Annotated in this window: 21 protein-coding genes and 1 pseudogene; 8 read left to right on the top strand and 14 right to left on the bottom strand. The window is 45.6% G+C overall.

Annotated elements, in window-relative coordinates; all coding sequences use genetic code 11:
• Nucleotides 1-95 precede the first annotated feature (95 nt).
• Nucleotides 96-1877, bottom strand: a complete 1782-nt coding sequence (locus MKX59_RS07950) for a SulP family inorganic anion transporter (RefSeq protein ID WP_023989820.1) — start codon at nt 1875-1877, stop codon at nt 96-98.
• Nucleotides 1878-1906: 29 nt separating this feature from the next.
• Nucleotides 1907-2236 carry an ArsR/SmtB family transcription factor gene (locus MKX59_RS07945; RefSeq protein ID WP_013311437.1) on the bottom strand — a complete coding sequence of 110 codons (330 nt, stop codon included), beginning with the start codon at nt 2234-2236 and terminating at the stop codon, nt 1907-1909.
• Nucleotides 2237-2782: 546 nt separating this feature from the next.
• Between MKX59_RS07945 and MKX59_RS07940 the strand changes: the two genes are divergently transcribed.
• The 3 genes from MKX59_RS07940 to MKX59_RS07930 all read left to right on the top strand — a co-directional run bounded on the left by MKX59_RS07940 (nt 2783) and on the right by MKX59_RS07930 (nt 6938).
• Nucleotides 2783-4240, top strand: a complete 1458-nt coding sequence (locus MKX59_RS07940; protein WP_075154612.1) for an RtcB family protein — start codon at nt 2783-2785, stop codon at nt 4238-4240.
• A gap of 1 nt (nt 4241) precedes the next feature.
• On the top strand, nt 4242-5522 hold the full coding sequence (locus MKX59_RS07935) for an AAA family ATPase (RefSeq protein ID WP_023989822.1): 1281 nt from the start codon (nt 4242-4244) through the stop codon (nt 5520-5522).
• A gap of 261 nt (nt 5523-5783) precedes the next feature.
• Entirely contained in the window at nt 5784-6938 is a 1155-nt protein-coding gene (locus tag MKX59_RS07930; RefSeq protein WP_069080317.1) for an MFS transporter, read from the top strand.
• Between the two features lie 119 nt (nt 6939-7057).
• Here the strand turns inward: MKX59_RS07930 and MKX59_RS07925 are convergent, their stop codons facing one another.
• The 3 genes from MKX59_RS07925 to MKX59_RS07915 form a co-directional block, all read right to left on the bottom strand.
• Nucleotides 7058-7810 (bottom strand): amino acid ABC transporter ATP-binding protein, encoded by a 753-nt coding sequence (locus tag MKX59_RS07925; protein WP_023989824.1) that lies wholly within the window; start codon nt 7808-7810, stop codon nt 7058-7060.
• Nucleotides 7811-7824: 14 nt separating this feature from the next.
• On the bottom strand, nt 7825-8493 hold the full coding sequence (locus tag MKX59_RS07920) for an amino acid ABC transporter permease (protein ID WP_023989825.1): 669 nt from the start codon (nt 8491-8493) through the stop codon (nt 7825-7827).
• Between the two features lie 73 nt (nt 8494-8566).
• Entirely contained in the window at nt 8567-9418 is an 852-nt protein-coding gene (locus tag MKX59_RS07915; protein WP_023989826.1) for an amino acid ABC transporter substrate-binding protein, read from the bottom strand.
• A 278-nt stretch (nt 9419-9696) separates the two neighbouring features.
• On the opposite strand from MKX59_RS07915, the gene MKX59_RS07910 reads away from it, so the two are divergent.
• Nucleotides 9697-10998, top strand: coding sequence for an MFS transporter (locus tag MKX59_RS07910; RefSeq protein WP_053325926.1), 1302 nt, complete (start codon nt 9697-9699; stop codon nt 10996-10998).
• 129 nt (nt 10999-11127) lie between these two features.
• On the opposite strand, the gene MKX59_RS07905 is transcribed toward MKX59_RS07910, so the two are convergent.
• Nucleotides 11128-11385 (bottom strand): GlsB/YeaQ/YmgE family stress response membrane protein, encoded by a 258-nt coding sequence (locus tag MKX59_RS07905; protein ID WP_023989828.1) that lies wholly within the window; start codon nt 11383-11385, stop codon nt 11128-11130.
• 296 nt (nt 11386-11681) lie between these two features.
• Here MKX59_RS07905 and MKX59_RS07900 point away from each other — a divergent pair, with 296 nt between their 5' ends.
• Nucleotides 11682-11945 carry a YkgJ family cysteine cluster protein gene (locus tag MKX59_RS07900; RefSeq protein ID WP_013311446.1) on the top strand — a complete coding sequence of 88 codons (264 nt, stop codon included), beginning with the start codon at nt 11682-11684 and terminating at the stop codon, nt 11943-11945.
• A 36-nt stretch (nt 11946-11981) separates the two neighbouring features.
• Nucleotides 11982-12932: an acetylxylan esterase gene (locus MKX59_RS07895; protein ID WP_053325927.1), complete on the top strand. Its 951-nt coding sequence runs from the start codon at nt 11982-11984 to the stop codon at nt 12930-12932.
• Nucleotides 12933-13060: 128 nt separating this feature from the next.
• Here MKX59_RS07895 and MKX59_RS07890 read toward each other — a convergent pair whose 3' ends face one another.
• Nucleotides 13061-13384, bottom strand: coding sequence for a DUF3817 domain-containing protein (locus MKX59_RS07890; RefSeq protein ID WP_340858063.1), 324 nt, complete (start codon nt 13382-13384; stop codon nt 13061-13063).
• Nucleotides 13385-13536: 152 nt separating this feature from the next.
• Here MKX59_RS07890 and MKX59_RS07885 point away from each other — a divergent pair, with 152 nt between their 5' ends.
• Nucleotides 13537-14541, top strand: coding sequence for an LLM class flavin-dependent oxidoreductase (locus MKX59_RS07885; protein ID WP_340858061.1), 1005 nt, complete (start codon nt 13537-13539; stop codon nt 14539-14541).
• A gap of 321 nt (nt 14542-14862) precedes the next feature.
• Here MKX59_RS07885 and MKX59_RS07880 read toward each other — a convergent pair whose 3' ends face one another.
• The 4 genes from MKX59_RS07880 to MKX59_RS07865 all read right to left on the bottom strand — a co-directional run bounded on the left by MKX59_RS07880 (nt 14863) and on the right by MKX59_RS07865 (nt 20256).
• Nucleotides 14863-16479 carry a cellulase family glycosylhydrolase gene (locus MKX59_RS07880; RefSeq protein ID WP_209943299.1) on the bottom strand — a complete coding sequence of 539 codons (1617 nt, stop codon included), beginning with the start codon at nt 16477-16479 and terminating at the stop codon, nt 14863-14865.
• A gap of 406 nt (nt 16480-16885) precedes the next feature.
• Complete coding sequence (locus MKX59_RS07875; protein WP_023989833.1) at nt 16886-17137, bottom strand: hypothetical protein; 252 nt, start codon at nt 17135-17137, stop codon at nt 16886-16888.
• A gap of 223 nt (nt 17138-17360) precedes the next feature.
• Entirely contained in the window at nt 17361-19121 is a 1761-nt protein-coding gene (dhaK, locus tag MKX59_RS07870; protein ID WP_068942057.1) for a dihydroxyacetone kinase subunit DhaK, read from the bottom strand.
• 1 nt (nt 19122) lies between these two features.
• A complete protein-coding gene (locus tag MKX59_RS07865; RefSeq protein WP_069080320.1) occupies nt 19123-20256 on the bottom strand; it encodes a glycerol dehydrogenase in 1134 nt (377 codons plus the stop codon).
• 189 nt (nt 20257-20445) lie between these two features.
• Here MKX59_RS07865 and MKX59_RS07860 point away from each other — a divergent pair, with 189 nt between their 5' ends.
• Nucleotides 20446-21477, top strand: a complete 1032-nt coding sequence (locus MKX59_RS07860) for a PocR ligand-binding domain-containing protein (protein ID WP_340858057.1) — start codon at nt 20446-20448, stop codon at nt 21475-21477.
• A gap of 174 nt (nt 21478-21651) precedes the next feature.
• Here the strand turns inward: MKX59_RS07860 and MKX59_RS07855 are convergent.
• The 3 genes and pseudogenes from MKX59_RS07855 to MKX59_RS07845 form a co-directional block, all read right to left on the bottom strand.
• Nucleotides 21652-22266: pseudogene (locus MKX59_RS07855) on the bottom strand (DUF2167 domain-containing protein); the annotation flags it as partial.
• A 375-nt stretch (nt 22267-22641) separates the two neighbouring features.
• Nucleotides 22642-23085 carry an SUKH-3 domain-containing protein gene (locus MKX59_RS07850; RefSeq protein ID WP_053325931.1) on the bottom strand — a complete coding sequence of 148 codons (444 nt, stop codon included), beginning with the start codon at nt 23083-23085 and terminating at the stop codon, nt 22642-22644.
• A gap of 193 nt (nt 23086-23278) precedes the next feature.
• Nucleotides 23279-23602: a hypothetical protein gene (locus tag MKX59_RS07845; RefSeq protein WP_233903760.1), complete on the bottom strand. Its 324-nt coding sequence runs from the start codon at nt 23600-23602 to the stop codon at nt 23279-23281.
• Between the last annotated feature and the right edge of the window lie 850 nt (nt 23603-24452).

Below are 24452 nucleotides of genomic sequence, written 5' to 3'. Positions count from 1 at the left end.
TTCCATTTTCGAAGCAAATGCAAGTCTTCATTGTGCACTTGGTTTCGGAGATTAGAAGAGATTTTTCGGCATTCAGCAACAAATTTAAAAGAGTGTTATCTGCCGCTATTTACTGGTAAGGGAACCGAAATGGCTCCGTCTGGAAAGGAAGATTTGGTTTGCTGCGATCTGCGGCACAGACTCGTACATTCTCGGAAAGCCATTTGCCTGCATCCACAGCAATGATCCTGATTCACCAGCGCAAGGGCAGCCGTAAGGGCCTCTCCTGTATGTTCGAAAAAATGCTTTTGTCCAATCATGTCGTAGCATCCGGTCTTCTGTAGTAATGCCAGCGGTTGAGGCTGGAGTCCGGAAACAAGCACCGTCCCGCCAGACTTCCGGTATTTCTGAATTAATGCGGTAAAGTTACCTTCTCCCGTCATATCCATAAAAGGGACCTTTCCCATACGCAACAACAAAATCCCTTGTAGGTGGTCAGTCTGACCTCCCACACCTGAGTTTTCCAATACCGAGGCTGCACCGAAAAATAGAGGGCCTTCCACATTGTAAATAGCCACCTGCGGGCAATCATGCTGATCTGTGACCATATGCGCGCCTACTTTTTCATGTTTTACAGAAGGATCAGGAAGTACCTTGTCTACTGAAAGTGTATTGCTCATACGTTTAACAAACAATACAACCGCCAGAATTAAACCCACCTCCACAGCCGTTGTCAGCGTCGTAAAAACCGTCAGCAAAAAGGTGACAACCAGCACAATAGAATCCGCTGTCCGCGTTTTGAGAATGTGCGCAAAATGCTTGCGCTCACTCATATTCCACGCTACTACCATCAACACCGGAGCCATACTGGCCAACGGAATGTTAGATGCGTAAGGTGCAAAAAGCACCAGAATGAGGAGCACCACGAACCCATGTACGATGCCTGACATAGGAGAAACAGCACCGTTACGGATATTTGTGGCGGTGCGGGCAATTGCACCTGTCGCAGGAATACCGCCGAACAGCGGTGTCAGCAAATTAGCAATCCCTTGTCCAACCAGTTCACGATTGCTGTTATGCCGAGCTCCCGTCATACCGTCAGCTACCACCGCTGAAAGCAGAGATTCAATAGCTCCCAGCATTGCAATAACAAGTGCTGGCGGCAAGAGTTTCACGATCAAGTCCCACGTCATCACAGGAATATGTAGCTCAGGTAAAGATGCTGGAATTGCGCCGTACGCAGATCCAATGGTAGCCACCTGCCCTGGAAAAAGTAAAGCTGCCACCAGCGTTGACAAGAGTAGGCCAACCAGTGAGCCGGGTATCTTGGGCCATTTTTTAGGCACCAAAATAAGCGCGGCAAGACAGATACAAGCCGTCAGGATACTATATACATTCAGTGAAGGAAGTCGATGGATGAGCTCTGCCATGGAAGGCAGAAAAGTTTCATGCCGCTCTACCCCGCGCAAGCCGAGAAAGTTAGCAATCTGACCGCTGAATATCGTCACGGCAATTCCGGCCGTAAAGCCAATTGTTACTGGCTTGGGAATAAACTTAATCAGTGCCCCCAGCCTTAGCACACCCATTAAAATGAGCATAATGCCCGCCATAAAACCGGCTATGAGTAAGTTCTCATAACCGTATTGCATGACAATAGCCAGCAAAATCGGAATAAACGCGCCTGTAGGTCCTCCGATCTGGAATTTGGACCCTCCCAGCAGCGAAACCAAAATTCCCGCAACAATGGTCGTATACAGCCCATATTCCGGCTTTACTCCTGATGCAATGGCAAACGCCATACCGAGCGGAATCGCCACAATCGCTACAATACTTCCGGAAATTAGATCCTTTCGCAAAGCCCCTGCGTTATAGCCTTCGAACCTTCCTATCCACTTCATTCCTATAACCCTTCTTTTCTGTAATAGCATTACTTCTCGTTACGTATACCTTCCAGCAACGAGATAGCTTCGACCAAATGATTGTCAAAAATCCGCCGCGCCACCGCAAGCAGCTCCGTCAAAAGCGGATCACGTAGTGAATATACAACCGATGTACCTTCCTTGAAGCTGTTCACCAAATTTTTGGCCCGTAAAACGGCCAATTGCTGCGATACGGCAGAACCTTCGGAACCGAGCGCAGTCTGCAGCTCGTTCACATTCCGTTCCCCTTCACTCAGCACCTCCAAAATGCGGATGCGCAGAGGGTGAGCCAATGCTTTGAAAAAGTCGGCCTTAAATTTCTGGAGATCTCCTTCCATGCCTGCTCCGTCCCCCTCACAGAATTGTCCTATAAACGATCAACAATATCTGAATATTTGAATATTCAGTACAATAACAGCTTTAGGCCAATTGAACTATGATGTTACTCACACTTCACCATGAGTAAAGTCACATTCTCCCACACTTCTACCTTTCAGGGGTTGACAGCTTCCACAGGTTTCCATTAACATAGCAATTAACTTTAAGAAAAGGGGGCCGACAGACATGACCGAGCTTTATATGATAACGACAGACAGGCAGCACGATACAACCACATATTTGAGTTTTTGTCTCATCGGCCCCGTTCGGGCGACATGATGGGCGATATCACGCTGTCTGACGGCGTGATTAGCCAGGCTTTTTTATTTTCTTATGCTATTGGAAGAACAAGTTATTTTACGTATTTATGATGTGTTGATCATAAAATGTAATGACACTTTCGGTGCAGGAAGCCGTAGACGACAAGTCTGCGGTTTTTTTTGTTTTTTAAATCTTTTTATGCAAGTATTTATGAATTTACATGAAGAAGGGAACTACCCATTTATATGAATATACAACATACAACCAACTCGTCCTTGCATGAAGGACCATACAGCCATCTGATGAAGCTTCCAGCAGGTGATCTAACCGTATATGCTTCTCAGCAACTTTTCTCCTCACTAGATTACAAGGTGTTCGAGATGGCTAATAACAATTTACAAATTCCAGGTATCCGCTATATGGGATACACACCAGATGTACATGTAGGCGTCGGAACCTGCATCGGTACGACTGCTGTATGGGGAATGGAGGACGGCTATGTATCTCCCTCCATCGTTGGCAGTGATATTGGCTGCGGCATGCGCGTACACCTGACCAATCTGCACAAGGATGCTTTGAAGGAAACCAAGCTACGCCGCAAGCTGGTCAAAACCATCGACAAATACTTGCCCATGGAAGCCCACCAGCGCGGGCATTATTCGGATATCCGACTGGAGCATATTGTACGCAAGGGTCTACACGGCTTACCCAACAAATATATTCCGGACAGCTACACTCCTAAGAAATCCACCTCACTCACCCATGTAGAGCACAGTAAGTTCTCCTTTGACGAGGAGGTGCTGAATCTTGTCGAAGACCGTACATGGCATCGGGCTCACCGACAGCTCGGCACACTGGGTGGAGGCAATCATTTCGTCGAAATTCAGGCGATTGAAATCGCGGAGGAAAACCGCGAAACAGCTGAAGCGTGGGGTATGTTCGACGGTCAGGTGGCTGTGATGATTCATTCTGGATCGCGGGCTTGGGGTGGAGCAGTCAGCCAGGCAAGTTCATCTGCTATTGCCAAGACGATGAGCCGTCTCGGACTCGGTACCTCCGATCCAAGACTGGTATTCGCACCGCTGGACCATCCCGAGGCTGCACATTATGTCGATATGATGTATTCGGCGCTAAATTATGCCGTGGTGAACCGACATCTCATCGCATACTCGGTGCGTGAAGCCTTCCGCGATGTCTTTGGTACAAAGTGCGAGTTGCGTACTTTATACGATCTAATGCACAATTATGCTTGGGAGGAATCCCATCCGGATCACGGCAGCATGTTTGTGCATCGTAAAGGTGCTACGCGTGCTCTTCCAGCAGGACACCCCGACAATCCGCGGCCTTATCAGGCGACAGGGCATCCGGCCCTGATCCCCGGCTCTATGGGGACAGCCTCTTATATTATGGTAGGTTTACCGGGCGGTCAGGATAACTTCCACTCCATTTGTCATGGAGCAGGCCGTATTCGTTCGCGTTCTGCGACCAAACGACTCGTCAGTGTGGACGATTTTGCAGGGGCCCTGGGTGTAGGGACAGACGACGAAATTGTGGTCAATCAGGCATCACTGGAAAGCATTATCGACGAATCTCCGCAAGCCTACAAAAATGTAGATGATATTATCGAAAGTGTCACCGGGGCAGGACTCGCAGCAGTTGTAGCCAAATGCAAGCCGCTAGCCGCCCTGAAAGGAGCCAAATAATTTGAGTATAGACATCCCAGCTATTTACGAATTTGATGAACGTACAGATGGGCGCATTACCGGTTATGCCGCTTATGCCCGTCTGATCGACGGTATCAGTGAAGCACTCTATAACCGCTACGGCGTAAAATACGTGCTGTATGCCAGCGATGATCCCAATATTGAGTATTGGGATTTACTGGAGGAGGACATTCGTGCAGGCAGTCCCGATCTGGAGCATGTAGCACGGGTCTTCGATCGTCTGGAGGAACGCACCATCCAGTATGACGATGACGGGCCGACTCCTGAATATGGCGTGCATCTGTCGATGCGTAATAATGTATTCGCCTATCCCAAGTGGGGCATCGCGCTGGCGCGAGTTCCCTTTTTCCGTGAGAATGGCGTGTACAATGAAGATTACGTATTTGCGATAGGCGACCAAGAGCTGCAAGGCTTCCTCGCGGGAGTACGCGGTCGTGAACGTAAGCAGAATATGAAGCGTGTCACCGTTTTTACCGACACAAGCCGTGGACTTTCTCGGCAGGCAGAGCCGATAACCCGCGCAATTACGCGGGATGACGTGATTTTGAAAGCGGAAATAAAACGGGATATTTTCCGATCACTCGATCAGTTTTTTGAAGCGGATCGTACCTTCTATCAGACTTATAACATTCCTTACAAGCGTGGTATTCTGCTATACGGCCATCCGGGCAACGGTAAAACAACACTTGTAAAATCAATTGCCAGCAGTGTACCGGGTCCGGCAGCCTACTGGCAAATTACGGAGTATACAACCAGTGAATCGGTCAAAGAGGTGTTCGAGGCGGCTACTCGCCTGGCTCCGATGGTACTGGTTATTGAGGACATTGATTCCATGCCTCAGGAGGTGCGTTCTTTTTTCCTGAATACCCTCGACGGTGCTACATCCAAGGAGGGCATCTTCCTGATCGGAACGACCAATTATCCCGAAAAAATCGACCCAGGTCTGATGAACCGGGCAGGGCGTTTCGACCGGGCTTATGAAATCAGTTTGCCTGACGAAGCGCTGCGACTGGCGTATCTCAAGCTGCGCAACTTCCTTGTTTTTGCAGGGGAAACAGGTACACAGAAGGCGGCAGCCATGACTGACGGGTTTTCGCTGGCACAGCTCGGAGAACTGTATGTCAGCACTGCTCTGGAGTGGCATGAGCAGGGAAAAGCCGATATTGAACTGATTATCAAAGGTATGCGAGGCGAGCTCGATAAGAGCCGTAAGCAGGACTGGTTAAAAAATGTGGCCGAAGGACGAGTCGGGTTCTTCTGAGTTATCCTTTCATTGCCTTATCAAGAAATTTATGTTACGTTTATAAATAATAAAGTATCGAAAGGGTGACCTTAAGCCAATGATCTACTAATCCTATTCCACCGAAGAAAAAAATCGTAATCTTACGAATTTTCTGGATAGGATTAGTGTAGGCTTTGGGTATTCACGATAAGAGCATTGCTTCTTTGACGGGAGCAGTGTATCTTCTTGTTCGCACGTCTACCTCCTATCCAGAAACCAATGGATAAGGAGGTTTTTTGCATGAAAAGAATACTTGGAATCCTAATGATTAATATCTTCATCGTTATGGTGGGCGTTGGTTTAATTACCCCCATCCTGCCAGAACTGATCATTGAGTTTGGAGCCAGTGGACGGGCGATCGGTTTATTGGTAGCAGCCTATGGCATGACACAATTCCTGCTCTCTCCCCTGACTGGACAGCTGTCTGATCGATATGGGAGAAAGGCATTCATCGTCGTAGGTGTCATTGTTTTTGCTGTGGCTAAATTTATCTTTGCTATTGGAGATGAGCTGTGGATGCTGTATACCTCAAGACTTCTGGAAGGAATGGCAGCAGCCCTGATTGTTCCACCCATGATGGCATATGTAGCGGATATTACAACAACCGAAGAACGCGCCAAAGGAAATAGCCTGCTAGCCGCAGCCATGTCATTCGGATTTGTTATTGGACCTGGACTGGGTGGTCTTCTTGCAGGATATGGAACGAGAGTGCCGCTTTACGCAGCGACAGGTGCTGCTATGGTTGCAATTATTTTTTCAGTGTTTTGTTTGCCTGAAAGTTTATCGAAAGAGCAAATGAAAGCAGCACGGGCAAGAATGATTCAGAAGGAATCTATTTACAAACAATACGCGAGATCGTTGAAGTCAAAATATACGATGCTCTTTGTACTTGTCCTGGTGATGACCTTTGGACTCGCTAATTTTGAATCTGTTCTTGGTTTATATGTAACGAACCGCTTCCAATTCTCACCTCAAAATATTGCTGTCATTCTGACCGCAGGTGCTGTGATCGGAGTCGGTATGCAAGCATTAGTTGTTGCTAAAATAATCAATAAGTTTGGTGAACAAAGGGTGATCAAAGGATCGCTTCTTTTCACCTCAGTTGCTTATATTTTATTTCTCTTAGCCAAAGATTTTTGGAGTATCTTCCTTGTCACTTCCCTTATTTTCTTTGCCACAGCTATGCTTCGTCCAGCTCTTAATACACAATTATCGAAGATGGCCGGGAATGAGCAAGGATATGTAGCGGGTATGAATAATGCCTATATGAGTGTCGGGAATATTTTAGGCCCTACTCTAGCGGGATTTTTATTTGATGCAAATCTGTTCGCTCCATTCATAGCAGGCTGTTGTATTCTGTTGATTACTTTTTTGCTTACATTAAAATTGAAATAAAAGAGGACAACTGATGAGCAAAAGGCAGCTACGGGTGCGAGGCTTATTTTTCAATGCCCGGCTGTAGCTGCCTTTTTATTCAGTCTAAACGCTTATTTTAATAAATACTGTAATTCCCTTTATTCCGCTTCCCCGCTCAGACGATTCAAAAACTGAATAGCCCGTGGACTGGTGGGCTGCTCCAGAACCTCATGCGGCGTACCCTGCTCAACGATTACACCCTGATCCATCAAAATCACATGGTCCGCGACCTCAGCTGCAAATTTCATTTCATGGGTGACAATGACCATGGTCATCCCTTCGGCGGCCAATTGCTTCATGACCTTAAGCACCTCGCCTACCAACTCGGGGTCAAGCGCAGAGGTCGGCTCGTCAAACAATAGTACCTCAGGTTCGACCGCCATTGCCCGGGCAATACCGACCCGTTGCTGCTGTCCTCCCGATAACTGATGCGGATAGGATTCCGCTTTATCAGCCAACCCCACTTTTTTAAGCAACTCCAATGCACGTTTGCGCGCCTCATCCTTGCTCTTTTTCTGAACCGTGACTTGGCCCTCCATCACATTTTGTACTGCTGTCATATGCGGGAAGAGATTGTAGGATTGAAATACCATCCCTGTCCGCTTGCGCAGCGCCAAAATGTTTTCTTGCCGGAGCTTCGTTCCTTTCGCAAAATTCAGTACAATATCCCCTACTTGGATCTCTCCTTGGTCAGGAATTTCCAGCAAATTCAAGCAGCGTAAAAGCGTTGTTTTACCAGAACCTGAAGGACCGATGATAACAAGCACTTTCCCCTTACCCAACGTCACGTCAACACCCTTAAGCACTTCCAGCGAGCCGAACGATTTGTGTATATTCCGAATTTGGATCACCGGTACAATCTCCTTTATCTGACGGAAAAACGGCCTAGTCGCTTCTCCAGGTAATTTTGCAGCACAGTCAAAATAGTGCTAAACAGCAGGTAAATAACCCCAGCCTCGGTATACACCAATAGCGGTTCGTATGTGGTAGCTACAATCTGGTTAGCCGTTCTGAACATTTCCACATAAGTGATGGTCGCAGCCAGTGAGGTATCCTTCACTAAGCTGATGAATGAATTAGCCAACGGAGGTACGGACACACGGGATGCTTGCGGAAGCACGATACGCCGCAATACTTGCCAGCGCGTCATACCCAGAGAGTATCCCGCCTCCCATTGGCCTTCCTGAATGGATATGATAGCCGCACGCATAATTTCAGAGCTATAAGCCCCTACGCTGAGGGTAAAGCCGATCACTGAAGCAATAAACGGGTCCAGTGTAATACCCACGGAAGGTAAACCATAGAAAATAATATACAATTGCACCAGCAAAGGAGTTCCTCGAATCACCCATACATAGAAGCCGAAAATCAGCTTGAGTATTCTCCATTTGGACAGCCGGGCCAACGCTGTAATCAGCGCCAGCACGAGTCCCAGAGCAAAGGAGATAAGCGTGAGTGGAATCGTAAAAGAAACCCCTGCTTTTAGCAGAGGCAATAATGAATCGATAATGATTTGTATTTGACGATCATCCATTGTACAGACATCCTTTGAAAAGATAGGTTTGAGAAGATTCAGTTCGACTTGGCGAACGTTTGGTCTTCATTTATTATTTGGATACGTCAGCTCCAAAATATTTCTCGGAAATTTTCAGGTACGTACCATCAGCCTTCATATCAGCCAGCGCTTTGTTTACTTCCTTGATCAAATCTTCGCTGCCTTTATTGAATACAGCTGCGCTGTGTGAAGCATCTGGAGATTCGTCCACCTTTTTGATGGGTGCGTCAGGCTTTTGCTTTTTCAGATCGAGATAGGATAATCCATCATTGACGGTCGCATCCACCCGTTTGGAAGTGAGGAGGTCGATGGCTTGGTTGAATCCCTCTGTTGCCACAATTTCCGCACCGTTGCTTTTCGCGATTTGAGTCAGGTTACTGGTCAGGGACTGCCCAGCCTTTTTTCCTTTTAGATCAGCAAATTTCTGGATGTCTGTATTGTCTTCGCTTACGATCAGAACTGCCTTGGAGACAATGTACGGATCGGAAAAATCATATTTTTGCTTGCGTTCATCTGTAATGGATACTTCATTGAACACCGTGTCAAACCGCTTGGAGTTCAATCCTGCGAATATGCCGTCCCATTGCGTCTCGATAAACTCCGGTTGTACCCCCAGGCGTTTACTCACTTCAGTCGCAATATCGACATCGAAGCCTGTCAGCTTACCAGCAGCATCATGGTAGGTAAACGGAGCATAGGTACCTTCCGTGCCAATTCTTAGCTTGCCGCTTGCTTTTACAGATTCAAGAGTAGCTGTAGCAGTAGTATCTGCTTTTCCATTATTAGATCCGTTATCTCCGGTAGATGCATTATTGGTACTGGCGCCTTTATCGTTGTTACCGCAGGCCGAAACCAGCAATGCCATCACGATGAGTACAATCGGCAAAAAACTAAATTTTTTCATGGTATCCACACTCTTTCCCTTTTTCTTGATAACCTAGCACGCGGCTGGTCATTGAATAGTACATCATTCATTTTCACGCGTCAATGCTTTTATCCAATAATCCCTATGCAAAAGGTAAGTTATATATCTTTGCAGCCTAAAGTTATTCTAGGTTGACTCTTTCATTGGCAGGCTATTCATTACAACTCCCCTCACAGCAACTTTTTCTGTACCCTTACGTTAGAGATTTCGTATAATAGGTTTTAATATGCAGTTTAGAAATATACCGGAGTGTGATCATGGATACCCAAAATTCAACCTTATCCTCTACATCACCTGAAGGAAGTCACTCGGCCTGGGCTACCTTCACTTCACCTTTAAAACAATCCAAAGCGTTCACCTTGTTGTGGCTTGGACATTGGATCGCAATGTTGGGGAGCTCAGTCACCACAGTCATTTTGCCACTGGTTATCTATTCCCTAACAGGCTCGACTACTATCATGGGACTGGCGATGACTGTTTATATGCTGCCTAACGTACTTATTCTGCCTTTCGCAGGAATGATCGTGGACAGAATTGACCGAATTCGTCTCCTTCTGTTTACGAATATCGCCCGGTTTGGACTGATGTTCATTGCGGCAGTGCTGATGTTTACAGGCGGGATGAAATTGCCGGTTCTATTCGTTGGCCTAGCGTTGTACGGATTGATGGACGGTATCTTTAATCCTGCTTATTCTGCCTTACGCGCACAGGTGTTCACACCGGACATACGTAATGCAGCTAACGCGCTTAGTCAGATCAGTATACAAGCCGTCCGTCTACTTGGCCCTCCGTTAGGAGGCTTCATTGTATCTTTTTCCTCACCGGGTGTCGGCTTTGGACTGGATTCCATCGCTTATCTGATATCTTTTGCCTGTTTTTGGATGCTGAGCGCTCATTTGGCCTCCATCATCGGCAAAGGTCAGGTAGATCCAGAACAGCAAGATCAGGGTGGACAGCATTTTCTCAAGGATTTTATCGCAGGCTTTATCATTCTCAAAAGCCACCCCTGGCTATGGATTACGATTCTTGCCTTTTCCTTCATTAATATTTGTTATTCAGGCATTATCGCTGTACTCATTCCGTGGCTGTTCAAGGTTCATCATGGCTACAATCCAGTCGTATACGGCATTGCGATGGCAAGTAGCGGCATTGGCGCCATGCTGGGGGCCTTTGTGTATGGATCACGCAAACATTGGAAGCATCGCGGTCTGCTCGCATACTTAGGAGCTTTTGTCAGCGGCCTTGCTTTACTACTGTTGTCTGTAGTCACTTGGATGCCAGGACTGATTATGAGCATGATGCTCGAAGGATTTGGCATTATGATATTTGCGATTATCTGGGAGACAAGCCTTCAGGAATTAGTCCCAGCCGAGTCTTTTGGACGTGTAGCTAGTCTGGATCTAATGTTTTCCTTTGCCCTGCTCCCTGTCGGCTATCTGGCCGTAGGTGCTGTAGCGGATAAGCTTGGTGGTATGTTCACAATTGGCATGTTTGCAACCATCGGCATGTGTATCGTGCTCGGCGTTCTAAGTGTTCCTCATATCAGGCGTTTTCAATAGGAAAAATTCGTCACTTTTCCTCAAAAAAAGCTGCTCCCACAGGTTCTTTTTCGAACCTTGCGGAAGCAGCTTCTTTCCATTTTTAGCCTTGTGCCCCATAGGGGCTAGTCTATTCATTGATTCGTAAAGTTAGCCTCTACTTCGTCCAACGGAACGGAAGATCAAGCTTACAATCACGACCAGCACAATCGCACCAATTAATGCAGGAACGATGTAGAACGATCCGATTTCAGGACCCCAGTTTCCCAGAATCAAGCTACCCAACCATGCGCCGATAAAACCAGCGATGATGTTACCTATCACGCCACCCGGAACATCACGACCTGCAATAATTCCTGCCAACCAACCAATAATACCACCAACAATCAATGCCCATAACCAACTCATTTTGCGTCACCTCGTTTAAGTTTTTATCGTTGTGTTCTATTATTAACCACTCGAACTCCTTTTGAACACACAAAAGACGATTGGTTAATATTACCACAGAACGGAACACTGATTTAGGGACTTGATACCATCTTACGTGCCTCTACGACTATTTATACCCCTTGTGTGAAAAGTGTGTCTAATATGCGTTCATCCTTGTATTCCTGCTTTTTTTGTGCCATCCTCACATTATGGCTTCATTAATGTCACTTCATGCATAAGTTACAAAAATAACAGATTTTAAGGAGTGACCCCAACTGGAGTGTCGAGTAGGATGTGCCGCGTGCTGTATTGCCATTACGATTTCTTCCCCTATTCCCGGCATGCCAGATGGAAAACCAGCTGGTGTTCCTTGCCCTCAGCTCACTTCCGATTACCGTTGCCGATTGTTTGGCAAACCTGAGCGCCCAGTTGTATGCAGTGGATTCCATGCTGATGAGGATACGTGTGGAAGCACTAATGAAAGAGCATTTGAACTGCTGAGAGAGCTGGAGGAGTCAACTTTACCGGGTAAAGCTTAAGGAGAAGTTCATTCTATATGAAGGAGAATTTTAATTATGAATGTTATTGAAAAAAGAATTGCCGAATTAAAGCAATATCGGCCCGATCTTACCGCCCCGAAGGATATCGATTTATTCTGGGCCAAAACATTGGAAGAAGTACACACCAAACCTGTACGTGCGTTCAAAGCTCCCGTAGAAACACCTTATCCTCATATCCTTGCCTACCGGGTTACTTTTGAGGGTGTCGATGATACGCCTCTGCATGCCTGGTATGTACGCCCCCGATTTGCCGGAGATCAAAAGCTGCCGTGTATCGTTCTGTTTCATGGCTATACAGGCGGAAAAGGCTATCCTGAAGATTATTCCTCTTGGCTCATGCTTGGCTTTGCTGTATTGGCAGTAGATGTACGTGGTCAGGGAGGAGAAACGGGAGACCGTCTGGGTGATCCTCACGGTACGGTTAAAGGCTGGGTAACGAAAGGAATATTGGACAAGGATACCTGCTACTACAAAACGATTACAACCGATGCCCTTAGAGCCGTAGATTGGGTAGCGGAGCAGTCGGATGTTGATTCGGCTAAAATCGCAATCAGTGGCGCCAGCCAGGGCGGCGGACTTTCATTAATGGTGGCTGCGCTCAGCGATAAAGCTGCCATTACGGTCGCGGATATCCCCAATATGTGTCATATGGATTTTGGTATGATGAATTCTACCAGTTCACTGACGGAAGCAGCTGAATTCGTCAACCGATTTCCGGAGCATTTGGAGCAGGTACTACATACATTAAGTTATTTTGACGTGATGAATCTTGCTCATCGCATTCGTACCCCGATCATGGTATCGGTAGGGTTCAAGGATACTGTGTGTATGCCAGAGACGATTTTCGCCGCTTATAACCGTATTGAATCACCGAAAACGATTGAAATTTATCCGTTTACCGGACATTGGGTTGAAGGCTTTCAAAGACGCAAAACGGCAGAATTTTTAGTTCAGCATTTTTCATAATTCCTCCGGTGCACAAAAAAAGAACACCACGCATCAAACTGCGTAATGTTCTTTTCTACTGTATCGGGGCCAGTTCCGCTTACGCTAGACAAACTCCTCGACACTTCACACTAAAAAATCTTCTAAGATTACGATGCAGCTCGCTGTTCTGCTGCCGAATCCCCTGTCCATTTTCGCACCCAAACAAAATCCATAATCATCAGACCAAACGGGATGAAGGAGGCAAACATAATAAAAAGAGGCCGCCGTATAGACCAGTGCAGTGCTGTTTTTCCATAGATTAAAGCAACGAGGAGCAACAAAAAGCTCACCCGGTATATGTTACCAATCACCATAACCGCCTGGGTCATGCCCGCAGCTTGCAGGGGCTGGTGGGTGAATAGTATCGCCAAATAAGCTATAGCTTGAATCCAGAGCATGATTCGGACACGCCCCAAAGGTGTTCTTAACACAAATTTAATCCCCTCTCCATAAGCAAGGATGTTCTCTCATCCTTTACACATCCTTTATTATAACGAAAAGGTCCCCAAACTCCAACCTATCCATTTTTGAATTTTGACCTAATGAGTTGTGTCTGATACAGTTGTGTAAGAGGTGATTATAAATGCTTAAACTGGGTATACTGGACCAGTCTCATATTCCTGAAGGCGGTACTGCTCAGGATGCATTATCCAATACAACAGATTTAGCGCGTGAAGCTGATCAACTGGGATATAGCCGTTATTGGGTATCCGAACATCATGCGTCCAAAACACTAGCGCACTCCAGCCCTGAGGTGCTGATTGCGCATTTGGCTGCTCACACATCACGCATTCGTGTAGGTTCAGGCGGTATTATGCTGCCACACTACAGCGCGTATAAAGTCGCCGAAAACTTCCGCTTGCTGGAGGCACTCCATCCAGGACGCATCGACCTGGGAATAGGGCGTGCTCCCGGTGGTTTACCGCTGGCTACTCGTGCTCTGCAGGAAGGCAAGTACCAATCTGTCGAACAATATCCACAGCAGATTCTCGATTTAATCGACTACTTCCATGATTCGGTGCCTGACAATCATCGATTTGCCGGTCTTCATGCCTCCCCGATGATATCGACCGTCCCTGAATTATGGTTGCTCGGCTCCAGTGGAGAAAGCGCTAGATTGGCTGCGATGATGGGTGCCTCCTATGCCTTTGCCCAATTTTTCGGGACTCCAGGTGGTGTAGAAGCTACCGCACGTTACCACGAGCAATTCCAGCCTTCGATCCTGGGTGATAAGCCCCATTCCATGGCGGCAGTTACGGTGGCCTGCGCGGAAACCGAAGAAGAAGCTGAACAACTGGCGTCCAGTGCTAGTTTGTATTTCCTTTTGCTTATGCAAGGTAAAGAAATGAGTTCTCTTCCGTCGGTGAAAACAGCAATGTCCTATCCGTACACGGAGTTGGATCGTGAGCGGCTGCGTCAATCCACAGCATGGCGTGTTGTTGGTACCCCTGAACAGTGTAAGGAACAGCTGCTAAGACTGGCTGAGCAGTATCGTACCGATGAGTTGCTGATCGTTTCATCCATACATGACTTTGATAAACGTGTTCAGTCCTACCGTCTGCTGGCCAAAGCTTTTGATTTGGTATAGACACAGTTGAACGGAGGCTGAGCTTCAGAAACATAAAAACCCCCGCCTGCCTATAATGGCAACAGCGGGGGTTTGTCGTAGAGAGGGGTTCATTGGAACCACCCACTCTGCACTATGGAAGTAATTCAAGCACCACAAAAGTCGAACATCATCTGGTACTTTGGTAGTATATATACCGAAACTAAAGTGTCAGTCGTTACCTTCTAAAGTTCCAGTCCTCATATACCAAAGGCGCATATTCTATACTCCAAACCTTGGAAATCTTCCACCCAAAAGTCCCATATCTTTACTCGTTCCGATAAAGTTAGTAACGATTAAATTCTAAGGCTCTATCCCCCAAACCAGCTTACCCTGCTGATATACAGTGCCATGGTCCCAGTCTGCGAATGCTGTTTGGGTAGCACCATAGGAGTAATCGTTGGTCTCATCAAAATTGCTCCAATTTGCAGCATGAATCCGGGGTTGAATTTCTCCGCTTTCCCCTCCGGGCTGAATCGTTCCCGCTCCATCTGTGAAAGAGATCTCCATATATTTATCAGCCTTAGCCTTTGGATTCGGCAATGTTACAAATGTTACTTTTACCTTTTCATTGCCAATCCTGGCCCAGTCTACAAAAAACTGCTGAGCTTGTTTGCTTTCATCTGTGTAATAGTAGCGAATTTTTAGATCACTCAACTTCACAGCTGTTTTCCCTGTATTTTTGATATTAAATTCAGGACGGATTGCGTTATCCTTGGCGTTCGTGTCACCGGTGCGATACTGAAGCACAATCCCTTGATCGTTACTGCCTGGTGTACTTCCTCCGTTACCGTTATCGCCGCCGTTGTTGCCACCACCGTTATTACCGCCAGTGTTGCCGCCATCTCCGCCGTTATTCCCACCGTTGTTTCCGCCTCCACCATTGTTGCTGGAGCCTTCCAGAATCGCCTGTTTTACGAATTTGCCGGAAGCGGACAATTGTGAATCAGGCCATCCTCCCTTACGGTCAGCACCAGGCAACAGCGCAGCAGAGGTCTCATTTTTATCTGCCAGCGACCAGTTAGCCCAACTGATTCCACGGCTTGCCAGAAAATCAGTCCATACTTTGGATTCATTCAGGAACGGACCACCGTTACCCGAAGCATCGCTTGTACCCCACTCGGTAGCAAATATGCCCACGCCTTTGTTCAGCGCATAATCGACCCGATCGCGCAAGTACTGTCCATGCGTACCCGCATAGAAATGTACGGTATACATTGTATTCTTGTCTGGAAGTGGATGGTCTGCTGCATCATGTACATCCTGACTCCATGTGCCTGTTCCTACAATAATAATATTGTCCGGGTCCTTAGCACGAATAACCTGAGATACCTCAGACGCATAAGGTCGGATTTGATTGTTCCAGTTCACATTCCCATTCGGCTCATTGGCAAGCTCATAGATTACATTAGGCAAATGGCCGTACTGAGTCGAAAATTCATTAAAGAAAGCTTTGGCTTCATTTTTATGAATGTTCGGATCGCCATCTGAGAGAATGTGCCAGTCAATAATGACGTACAAGCCCAGTTTCTGTGCTGCCTCAATCGCTTCCTTCACTTTATTTTTCAAAGAAGGATTGGCGATATAACCATCTTCTTCAGTGTACAGTGCAACCCGGAATACGGAAATGCCCCAATCGTCCCGTAGCCATTTCATAGAGTCCTGATTTACCAGATCCCCAAACCATTGGACGCCGTGAGAGCTAATACCTTTGAGTTGTACAGGTTTACCGTTTTTATCCACCAGTTTACCATTCTTTACTGAAAGTTGTCCGTAACGTTCCACAGGGGTCGTCCCAGCAGCCTCTGCTGTTTGCGTATTCCAGTTGAATCCGTTCGTTAACGTTAACAGTAATACTGCTGTTAGCATCACCGCTACTCTTTTTGCGATCCTTGGCAGGATCCATTGCCCATTCATCATTTACACATTCCTTCCTTTTTATAAAGTAGATGAGACTTATCAGTACGTTGTTCTCCGCTCTTTTGCCCCCTCCTTCATACAACAAGAGGATCAGGTCCAAACATAGATGTCACTTACCTGTATATGGATGATACTACTATTATAGTTAGTTTCATGTTACATTTCGACTTTATGATAGAAAATGAACAGGAAGTCACGGTTTTGGGATGTGTTCTGCTTAGTTGGCTACTATAGAGTACTAAAGGGACAAAAGACTCATTTACCAATTGCAAAATTTGGAGAATTTTAGTTGTTTAATAAAAAAAGACTGCTTCCCGATGCCTTGGCTCGGTATAGCAGTCTTATAAATGATCTTATATGTGATCGAATAATGTTACAAATTTCGTCTTAACGTAGGATCTCCCTATTACCCCTGAGCAGTTGCTTGAGGTTCTTTGGTCGTCTGATCTTCCTTCATATCGCCGCCATCCGTCGCTTGATCTGTCAGTAAAGTCTCAGATGAGTTACCTATTACCTTGTCTATAAGTTGCAGCCAAGGTTCTTCACTACCTCCACAGCTCTCAATATCACCGAGCAGGGACTCTAGCGTGGTTCCTTCTTCTGGCAAATCAATAACTAAACTGTCTTCGTCAACTTGGATGGTGCAGCAGGTTTTCATTGTAAATCCCTCGCTTAATTCATATTTGAGCATGCAGTAAGCTAGCTCAGATGGGATGAACTCCCATGGATTCCGGGATAAGCCCTTTGAATCCGTCTGAAATTATAAACCTAATGCACATCAATTGCAATGAACAAACCTTGAATTTTTAAGAATTAGCGAGTGTTACAGAATGGATATCTAAACGAAATGTTCGCTACAGTAATTTTGGATATATAGAGAATCATTTCAAACACTCAGCGAGCTCCGTAAATATCACCCCAAGCGCATAAGCCCCCGCATCTGGATAACCGAGGCTTCTCTCTCCGACCGTTCCGGCACGACCCATGCGCGCCACGATGTCTTCCGTCTTTTTGGCCCCTGATACAGCGGCTTGAGCACCACTTACAAAGGCTGCCTTCACATCAAAATCTAATTTTACGCTCTCCAACCAGCTATCCGCACATGGCACTAATGCATCTATAAGCGTTTTATCGCCAACGACGGCTCCTCTGCCGAAAGAACGTTCGCCTGTTGATTGTATGCCTTGCACCGCAGCCTGCATCATATCCGCGAATTCGGAAACGGTGAGTTCGGTTCGTTCGCCCGCAGATCGTGCCGCTGCGCGAAATGCTGAACCCCAGATCGGACCCGAAGCGCCACCGCAATATTCCATGATGACGAGCGAGCATGAATGAAGAAAGGCTCCCATCGTCAAAGAATCTTGATTCAGGATGTCTCTCCATTCTCGTTTCAGCTGACGAAATCCCTTAGCAACGCTCATGCCAAAGTCGCCGTCGCCTGCATGAGAGTCAAGATCGCAGAAAGGTACCTCATTCTTGATGATAACCTCGCTCATCTTATCGACTAAATAGATAAGATTGTTCAACGTAACTTTGTTGTTCTCAATAACCGCGAAGGCAGGGTCCGTTTCCACCTCAAAGGATACTTGCCGCTTTTCGTCTGCTACAGTTGAAATATCCGTGAATACGACATGATCAACAGGTCCAGCCACCTTGAACGCAGGTGCGTTGCTTTCATGGGAAAGGAGCGTTTTCAGTTCGTTGTCCAGCTTCATGATGGAAACCGAGATGCCTGCCATATCGATACTCGTCATATAATTGTTGACAAAAGTGCGATCGATCGTGATCCCCTTCGCTGCTAGTTCGCGAGTGACCGAATGATTGAAGAGGTACAGTTCTTGCAGAGGGGTGCCGCCGAAACCATTGATCAACAGGGCGATTTCTCCGCCGAATCCAGTTTCAATCTGCATGTCTCTAAGGAGATCGGTTACCATTCTGCCTGCCAACGTATCCGCATCCGTCAGCTTCTCACGGCTGGTCCCAGGCTCGCCGTGAATGCCGACGCCGTACTCGATTTCATCATGCCCGAGCTCTAATGTTGGCGTACCCTTCGCCGGCACGGTACACGAAGTCAATGCGAATCCGATACTGCGTACATTCGCAGCGGCTTTCTCGGCCACTGCTTTAACTTCCGCCAGACTCCGGCCCTCTTCCGCCGCTGCACCCGCAATCTTATGGACGAGTACCGTTCCCGCCACCCCGCGCCGTCCGACCGTATATAGGCTGTCTTCTACAGCGATGTCGTCTTCAACCTTTACATAGTCCACTTCCAGACCGTCTTCAGTGGCCAGATGGGCGCCGTTTCTAAAGTTCATAATATCGCCGCTGTAATTTTTAATAATCAGCAACGCACCTTTTTTCCCGGTTGTCGCTCGGATGGCCTGATATACTTGAATTTGTGAGGGAGAGGCGAAGACGTCACCGCAGACCGCGGCATCGAGCATCCCTTTGCCAACAAAGCCGGCGTGGGCGGGCTCATGACCACTGCCACCGCCGCTGATGAGCGTTACTTTCTCCGCGTTCAATTCCTTTTTTTTGAGCACTTTGTATTTTGGCAGAAATTCCAGCTCGGGATGCGCGAGCGCAATACCGCTGCACATCTCAAGGACCAAATTTTCCGCACGGTTGATGACCTTTTTCATGCTACTTTACCTCCGCTTTGTACTGGCTCCCGATACGGTCGGCCGCAGCGATTGCCGCTGCAACCTGCTCCACTGTGACCGGAAACGGCATGGAATGAATCGATTCCTCCAGAATGCAGGCCTTTGCAGCTACTTCCATGAGTTCTTCCTGGCTGATATGATCGACGCCGATATCAGCCAAGCAGACCGGTAAACCGACGGCTAAACAGAAATCAAGTACCTGATGTAATTCTTCCGTCGGTGCGTTTTCGAGCACCAGCTGTGCGATCGTGCCGAATGCAACTTTCTCTCCATGATAATAATGATGCGTGCCTTCCAAAATCGTGAGTCCATCATGAATCGCATGGGCCGCCGCAAGTCCGCCGCTCTCGAAGCCGAGGCCTGAGAGTAAAATATTAGTTTCAATGATATTTTCGAGTGCTTGCGTAACTTGGTTTTCATCACATGCCGCTTTTGCTTTGGTACCGTCTTTCAACAGCATTTCATAACATAGCGTTGCAAGTGCAATCGCCGCATTTGTACCTACTGTTGGCGCACACTGTCCTTCGCGTACTCCGTTAGGCAGTCCGGCATTGACCCTGGAGTAAGAACGGGAGGTCGCACGGGCTTCAAAGTAAGTCGACAGTGCATCACCCATGCCTGATACGAGGAATCGGGTTGGTGCATTGGCAATTACGGTGGTGTCGACTAATACGACACTCGGACTTTGCTTAAAATAGGCGTAATCGTCGAAAGCGCCTTCCGGGGTGTAAAGAACGGCCGAGTGACTTGTCGGTGCATCCGTCGCAGCAATCGTCGGACAGATGATAAGCGCTTCCCCTTGGGCCACGCATTTCGCCGCGTCGATCGCTTTCCCACCGCCGAGACCTACGATACAATCGCATCCATTCGCAGTAGCAATTTCCTGAAGTCTAGACACTTCCTGTCTGGAACACTCACCCATAAAACCGCTTTCAATAAAGGTCACGTTATATTTATCCAAAGTGGAATCAAGCTTATCTTTTACCCGCGCCACATCGGCAGGATGCGCAATCAGTAAAGCGGATTTGCCGAAGGTGCTCACATAGTAACCCAAATTCAACAATTCGTTTTCACCTTGTACATATTTGCTTGGGCTGATAAAAGCTTTTCTCATCTATAATTCCTCCTTATGATTGTGTTGGCTTCGTTCTGATTAAAACTATAACCGAACCATGTAAACTTTACATTGGAGGAATCAAGGAATATATTATAATCTACAATCGTATTTTTTTGCACTGAAGATCACAAATTGTACTTTTTTGTTATCGCTTACAGGATAATTTACCATTAAGGGATGAGAATCTTGATACGTGAACATTTGAGCATCCAGAAAATCTTTGATTTGAAAAAGTGGGAGCAGTTGCAGGATTCATTAGCATCCGTTACCAAATTAGCCATTCTCACCGTCGATTATAAAGGGAATCCCGTAACTAGCCACAGCCAATGCCAATCGTTCTGCAAGAAGGTTCGCCAGGATGAGAGTCTCCTTCCCTACTGCCAAAAATGTGACTCTCGCGGTGGACTTGAAGCGGTGCGTTCCAACAAACCTTATATTTATCTCTGTCATTATGACATCGTCGACATCGCGGTACCGATCATTATTGACGATAAGTACATCGGCGCCGTCATGGCAGGTCAGGTCCGCTTAGCCGATCCTTCGAGCGCCTTACAGCTGGAGCAAATCCTCACGTCAAAAAATGAAAAACTGTACAGTTCCAAATGGGAGGAACTTAAGAACGACTACGCCGATCTGCCATCCATGACCTATCAGGAAATTCAGACGATCTCCAACATGTTATCCTTATTGTGTAATTATATTGTTGAAGAAGCCATGAACAAAAATCTTCTCGCAGAAATGTTCGAGAAGGCGTCGGCCACACAGTCCACTCCGCAGTTGTCCGAGATCCTTCCTGGCTACTCGCTGGAGCATATCGAAAGCCTTAAGAAAGAAATGAATAATTTCTTAGCAGATGCCTATCTGAATTCCTCAGGAGATGTGGATATTCCGTGTGGAAATCCCGTACTAAAACCCGCCTTTGAATATATTTTTCAGCACAAGGGTGAAACTTTTTCTCTCAAAGCCATGGCTGACTTGTGCCACATTAGCCCAAGCTATTTTAGTCGGGTGTTTGCCAAGGAAACGGGGGAGAACTTTTCCAGCTATCTTTCCCGCCTGAAGATTAAATGGGCGAAGCAATTGCTCGAAGCTACAGATATTCCTGTATCTCAGATCAGTAGCGAGCTCGGCTTCAATGAGCCGGGATATTTCATTAAAATATTCAAAAAATATGAAGGCACAACGCCCGCGGTGTACCGAAAGTATTACAAGGGATAAAATAAACGAAAAACAGATGATTCACGGGTCTATCGTCTCCATGATCATCTGTTCATGTAAATTAGTTCTGCTCAAGTTACGTATCCAAGTGTGCTTCCAGGCTGCCTGAGATTGTGTTTTGCGCTCAATCATCATCCCCTATTTATCAGCAATTTTATAGAGTGTTTTTTATCTTTACTGTAGTGTTTCTGACTGATCCTGAACGTTCGTTTCATTGTGCACGGATTCCGATTTTTTCTTGCGAAATAATTTGGCGAAAAACTTGCCTATTACACCAAACATACCTGCACAAGCAGCACCAATAAGTATGATAACCTTAATTCCCGCGCCCTTAAAAAAAGCAATGAGTAATGCCAACAAGCCTACCTTTTTAGCTACTGCCAAGCCTGCTCCTCCCAAAATCAATCCGGTCAGGCCGTATTCGGAAATTTTGTCCGTTGAAGCATTAAAATCCTCGTACCGCTCACCTGATTTGACTGTCAGCTTGGGTAATATGTTCTCATTCAAAAACTTCTTATCTGCGTCCAAATGCGCAGGATCGGACACTAATATGGCAGAGATATAACCCTGACGAGTGAGCAAGCGAACATTATAATTGATCAGCTTTTCCTTGTTCCCATCCTCCGCCAGCATAGACCAGGTTAAATTATAGGTCGCTTCATTATAAAAAGGCTCCACATCCCAACCCGTAACATACAGGCGATCACTTTCCGCTTTTTCCTTGTTACTCTCTTCCGTACCCTCTTTATAATTATCTAGAATGGCTTCCGCATCGATGTCTTCTTTTTCATAGTAATCCCCATAAGTTTCCTCTGTAATTGTATGAAATGAGTCTTTAGCTCCATTAAGTCGATTAAAGCTATACTTTATCCCTCCAAATTCCCTTAAAAAGTTAGCCGCACAAGGGAAAAGTCGGTAAATTTAACCATATGTTTATTGTAAATCGTTAATGAAATCTAAAAAGGTCTGCTGTCCAGCTACTTGAGATTGAGCACAATTACTTCTACTATCGCCATTTCTTCTCCATGTAGTTGCTCTCCACTTTTATTTTGGGCATACAGAAAAAAAGCTTATTCCTTCATTGATTCATAACGGAATAAGCTTTAAAAGTTTATTAAAACTGAAGTTATTTGTTGCTTAGTTGACTTTGTTAAACACTTAGCTTTATTCCTCACTAATTACCTTTAGCTCTTTACTCTCACATAAATTATTCATAGCTTCATATATATTATTGCCAAATTTCCAAATATAATAATCGTCCATGATACCGTATACTTTCCCAGTCTTAGACATAAACATAGTTGCATTATCGTCATATGCCAATCCGATCACAACTAGCTCTTCTCCAATTATCGTTTCATACCTGCTATAGTGTTTCCTTTCAATTCCTTCCCTTAAAAATTCAGGACCTATCTGAAAGTCATCTGATTCGTCACTAGGCACTGAATACTCTAGTCCTCTGAAATGTTCAAATGCCTCTTTAGCAGGATTAAATACTTCAAATCCTTTTTTTTCTAAAAAGTTTATTGTTGAGCTGATCTCTACTTTTCTTTCGGGATACCAACCAGCATCCTTTAAAATATCAATAGTTCTTTGTGAAAAAGTCATATGTTAACCTCACTCAGTTTATTGTTTTTAGGCAAAGTAAGCAATAAATCTTCCTTCGTCTGGGTAATCACCATCCCACCCACATGGAAAACCACCAGCCTTATAGATTCTAAAAACTTGTTCATAAAAATTTTCAATCTCACCATTTATTGCACGATTTATTGCGCAGTTTCTCAAATCAACTACAACACTTTCAAAAAAAATCACTATAAGAGTCCGTTATTTGACTGCTAAGACCATCAGCTAGCAATCCAGTTAATTCATCCAAACCACTAGGTTTTTGGGAAGAATCTAATTTATATAACTTTCCCTTAACTTTTCCCATTTTAAGTTGTCTTATATCAGACCAAGTATATTCATCTTCACCGAAAACTTCAGTAATAGCTAGCCTTTTTGCCTCTTCATATTGATTAATTGTAACAATATTTTGAGGTCTCTCTGTTTTTGGAAAATCTATCATAGAATTTGAGAACTGAATAACCTCTTCAACTAAATTACTGTGTATTCCGTACTTCATAACTTATCAAACCACCTTTCCCACAAATCTATTATTGCGCCGCCTCTGTTCCAAACATGCTCACGACTTAGAAACAAAGATAAAGTTAATTTCGGATTGTATTAGAGGGTAAGGGTGCTAACCTAAAACTTATCCTTTTACCTGTATCGGTTGACCGGTCGTCACCAAATGGTTTTCTCACACAATAATCCCTGCTACGCGTAGTTAAACTGCGATTAAAGTAACTTTCTTTGTCTACCTTCTTTACTATAGTTGTTGTACTATCCTTGTTAAAAGATGCAATTTATGTCCGCCGTCAGTGCATCAATCACTGAATCGAATACTTGATACCCCATTGCTTCTAAAAACTTTGCTGTTGCGGTTAATATTTGATTTCCATCCTGCTTGTATCAGTATTTCTCTCCGCATCATATGATAAGTTATCCATAAGCATCCTCCTATTTATTCAAAAATACTATTCATGAAAGTCATTAATAAAATCGAAAAGTGCCTTTTTACATTTTTTACATGGCGGTCGTATTTCTCTTCACCTTTAAAGGTACTTATAAGTATATTTTCTATTTTTTATCCTGGCTATAAAAGCTGATTGACCGCCTGGATCTCCTGCACGAGCCGCCCCACTTTTGAAGTAAACTTAGTCAAGTCCGTTAGCACTACACATAGATACTTGTTATTAAACTGCGGCGGATATTGAACCATTGAAGCAAGTGACAGATTCGTTTATGAAACTCATTGAAAAAGTTCCAATAGATATCTGTAAAGTCAATGATAATGCGGTCAATGGATACAGTGATTTTTTTCATGTGCGCCCTTACCGATTTTTTTCATGAATTTCGGGCTTAATTAGAGG

The organism is Paenibacillus sp. FSL R7-0340, assembly GCF_038002205.1.
Classification (GTDB): Bacteria; Bacillota; Bacilli; order Paenibacillales; family Paenibacillaceae; genus Paenibacillus; species Paenibacillus polymyxa_B.
This window is presented reverse-complemented; position numbering and strand designations above follow the sequence as displayed.